At 34.2% G+C, this 4,663-nt stretch carries 2 protein-coding genes; both read left to right on the forward strand.

Annotated elements, in window-relative coordinates:
* Nucleotides 1-743 precede the first annotated feature (743 nt).
* Complete coding sequence (locus NE544_RS11655; RefSeq protein WP_256269456.1) at nucleotides 744-3,323, forward strand: DEAD/DEAH box helicase; 2,580 nt, start codon at nucleotides 744-746, stop codon at nucleotides 3,321-3,323.
* 3 nt (nucleotides 3,324-3,326) lie between these two features.
* Nucleotides 3,327-4,058, forward strand: coding sequence for an SWIM zinc finger family protein (locus NE544_RS11660; RefSeq protein WP_256269457.1), 732 nt, complete (start codon nucleotides 3,327-3,329; stop codon nucleotides 4,056-4,058).
* Nucleotides 4,059-4,663: the final 605 nt, after the last annotated feature.

The following is a 4,663-nucleotide window of genomic DNA, read 5'->3' on the forward strand; positions in this document are numbered from 1 at the left end:
ACATAGCAACATCAATATGTAGATATATATACATAAGCTTTCCTCCTGTAAAAAATTAGAAGGATCTACTTACCTGGAACTCAAGATTCAAGGCTTCAAAGCTCCTTAACAAGAGGCAACCACCAACCACATCCAGTAGCCAATTTCCATTATAAAGGTCCAATGTGAAACATTATGTATTACAATACACTAGTTGCGATTGCTCTATTCTATCTAATATGACTTATTTTCATTGATTTAGATAGAATTAGCCTTGACTTTTGTATATATCAATTGTTTAATAATCATACAGAAAGACTACTGGATACAGTAGTCACTCTGAATTATTCTAATGTAAAGACACTAGTAATTCGTTGTGGGAACGGGAACTAGTGTCTTTTACATTTTTCTATGATAATCAATGTAATTCTTAGTATTTCTACTAGTGCCATTAAACTCACGGCAACATCAATATATAGATATATATACATAGACATCTTCTCCTCTTACAAAAAAATTGAAGGATCTGCCGAGAACTCAAGCAGATATCATTTTTAATTCAGAGGGTTCACCGTTACTACATCCAGTAGCCAATTTCCATTATAAAGGTCCAATGTGAAAACATTATTAAATCTCATCAATTTTTAAAAAAATCTTTTTTTCATTCAACAATCTACTTTTAAACCATTATTGATATGTTTATCAATTGTTTTAATATATATGATAAAATGTAGAAAAATAATAAGACAAAGGATACACTGTGTATGAAACAAATCAATTTTATATTTACCAAGAACGGGTTTCACATTGATGAAACAAAAGAAGAAAATACTTCAAAATGTGCTGAATCATTCAAAAAATACAAATATTCTGCACTTTATGAATTAGGGTTTGAAAACAATCTAAAGGGATTGACGCCTAGTGCTTTTTATTTGTATCAACTCTCTTTGAAATTCATTGAACTTTTAAGTAATCGTCCTGAACTAGAAGTAGCTAGAGAAGATACTAAAGTAGAAGCATCCAATGAAGACTTAGAATATTTAATGTCTATTATTCCTTTTGCGATTGGTACAGAATATATTGATGAAAAGTGGATTCAAAATATATTTCAACACTTAAATTCTCAATTTAGGTGGGACATGAAATCATATAAAGGTACAGTTCAAATGTATCTTCAGGAAAAATCCCAAGATTTGAAAGTCGCAAAACGAATCTATTTTCACTTAGTCGAAAACGAAGAAGATCCAGACTTTCCATTTGCGTTTCTAGCAACGTATGCCACAAAAGACAAGGAAAATCGAATTGTTCATATGCCACTAAAACATGCACTCGTCGAATATAAAAATGATCAAGAACAATTATTGAATTTATTATCTTGCTTAAATGTAGTCGCTCAAAAGAATACTTTGATTGCCCAATATATGGAAACCGGTGATTTATTTCATCCCATCAAATTAACGAGTAAAGAAGCCTATTTCCTATTAAAGAGTGTGCCTGACATTGAGGCTTGTGGCATTAAGTGTAGAGTACCAAATTGGTGGAAGAAAAAATATTCTTCCGTAAAAATCAATGTGAATATTGGAGATACCAAACCATCCATGTTTGGCTTTAACTCCATACTATCCTTACAACCATCTCTAATTGTTAATGGGCGTGCCCTCACAAAGAAAGAAATTAGTGAACTTTTAAAAATGGAAGAAGGACTTGCATGGCTTAAAGGTCAATGGGTAGAAATTAATCATAATAAGCTTCAACAACTTCTTGAACAAATGGAACAATATGATGGAACCATTACTTTAAAGGAAGCTTTGACAAAAACATATATGTCAAATGATGAGGATATTGATGTCGATATGGGTATACAGATATCAAATGGAAAATGGTTAAGGGATATTTTAGGCAAATTAAAAAATCCTTCAAAAATCAAAAACAAAGCTCAACCAAAATATTTAAACGCAACACTCCGTCCTTACCAAAAGAGTGGATACAATTGGTTAAATCAAATGAATGATTTAGGCTTTGGCGCATGCCTTGCCGACGATATGGGACTCGGAAAAACACTTCAAGTCATTTCTTTTCTAGAGAAGATGTATGAAAAAAAGAAAGATGGACATGTATTATTGATTGTTCCTGCATCCCTACTAGGTAACTGGTCAAAAGAAATAGATCGCTTTGTTCCTAAAATGACATATTATATCCTTCATGGGAAAAACAATATTGTACATGAAGACACATTTATCACAATCACAACCTACGGGATGGCATTACGCAATGAATTTTTACAAGAAAGAGTATGGGACTGTTTGATTTTAGATGAGGCTCAAGCCATCAAAAATCCGGCAACCAAACAAACACGCGCCATTAAAAAGATCCCTAGCCATATGCGCATCGCAATGACGGGTACACCAATTGAAAATGACCTATCCAATTTATGGTCCCTATTTGACTTCTTAAATAAAGGATTATTAGGTAGTACATCTGACTTTAAGGAATACACAAAGAAAGTACAAGCCTATCCTGAATATATGACAAAATTAAAGATGATGGTTTCCCCATTTATTTTAAGACGTCTAAAAACAGATAAAACAATCATTTCAGATTTACCAGACAAAATGGAAATCACAGAACACGTGGATTTATCCAAACGACAAGTTGTTTTATATCGTAAAGAAGTTGATAAAGCCGAACAAAAAATATTGGAATCCACAGGCCTTCAAAGAAGAGGTATTGTGATTGCGTTATTGACAAAATTGAAACAAATCTGTAATCACCCAGACCAATTTATTCATGATACCAACTACAATCCAAAGGACAGTGGAAAATATGCGATGTTGAAAGAGTTGTGTGAAACCATCTATGAGAAAAGGGAAAGAGTCTTGGTATTTACACAATATAGAGAAATGTGCGAACCCCTATCTCAATATCTAGAATCTATTTTCCATAAGAAGGGATATATTATTCATGGTGGCATTCCAGCTAAAAAGCGTACGGAAATCGTTGAAAAATTTAATGACGAAAACACATACGTTCCATATATCGTATTATCATTAAAAGCAGCCGGAACCGGACTCAATCTAACAGCCGCCAACCACGTCATTCACTTTGACCGTTGGTGGAATCCAGCCGTAGAAAACCAAGCGAGCGATCGAGCCTATCGTATTGGACAAACCAAAGAGGTCTTTGTCCATAAACTCGTTTCAAATGGAACTATTGAAGAAAAGATTGATAAACTCATTGAGTCCAAACAAGAACTCGCAAATTCCATTCTTGCCTCTGGCCAAGAAAAATGGATTACCGAACTGGATACAAATGAACTAATGGACTTATTAAGATTGGACGTGTAGACTATGGCAAAATATTGGACAGCAAGCATGCAGTATTCGCAAATGAGCGTCGAAGAACTGCAAAGAAAAGCACAAGAAAGTGTTAAAAACGCAAAAAACAAAGGAAAAGAAATGCATCCCATTATTGTGGAAGGAAGGCAAATCGCAAAAAGCTGGTGGGGCATGGCCTGGTGTAAAAATATTGAACAATATGCCGATTATGCCAGTCGTATCGAACGAGGAAAAAGATATGTTCGTTCAGGTGCTGTTGTGGACTTACAAATTGTTAAGGGTAAGGTAAAAGCTCGTGTACAAGGCACAAGAAAAACACCATACAAAATAGAAATTAACATCAGTCCACTCAAAGAAGAAGTTTGTGAAGACATCATCGGAAAATGTAGTTCACAAATCCAAAACTTACAAGAACTAGTAAATGGACAATTCCCAGAAAGTTTAAAAGAAATATTTCTATCCGAAAACGGACTCTTCCCAAGCCAAAGAGAAATCAGTTTCAACTGCAGCTGCCCCGACTGGGCCTTAATGTGCAAGCACGTTGCTGCCGTACTCTACGGAATTGGAACCACACTCGACGAAAACCCATTCTTATTCTTTGAACTCAGAGGAATCGACGTCAATAAACTTGTAGATGTAACCATCAAAGACCACGTAGACTCACTACTAGAACATGCCAATATGCCACCAACAGATCGCGTAATGGATGATTCTTGTATTGAAACATTATTTGGATTAAAGTAAACAAATACAAAATTAGAGGCAGTATGCTCAAAATATGAGTATACTGCCCTTTTTGGCCAATTCTTCTAATTCAAAATCATCACTGTATCACATTCATTCACCCTGATTTTCGCTGAATTTCATAGAATCAGAAAACAAAATCAGACGAAATTGGAAAGGAAAAATTGTATTGACACATATTGCAAATTTGTTATAATTTAATCAATCGTAGCCTTCGCACCTCTTAACAATGTGGCCCAGAGGGCTCTTTTCGTATTATAGAACTAGAAGTTATTCAAGTAATAATTCTAGTTTTTTATTTTATTTAGAAGTGATATCATATCACTGAAGAGAAGTTAATCATTATAACTTGAGACATCCATAAGGTAAGCTCGTAAACAACGATTGATAGCTATGACTATTAATGTATCGTTCTTCTCTTCACTAAATAAACATACTGACTAGAGGTTACTTAAATTTAACTTCTAGTCTTTTATTTTGTAGGCATACACTATAATAGACTTAAGAAAGCAGAGAGAGCGGTTCTTGGAAACACTGTTGTGATTTCGTCAAAAAAAGTTCTCTGCTTCTTTTTATGACATGAGTCAGTTTATATCCAAATAGGC

The organism is Holdemanella sp. MSK.7.32, assembly GCF_024460475.1.
GTDB lineage: Bacteria > Bacillota_I > Bacilli_A > Erysipelotrichales > Erysipelotrichaceae > Holdemanella.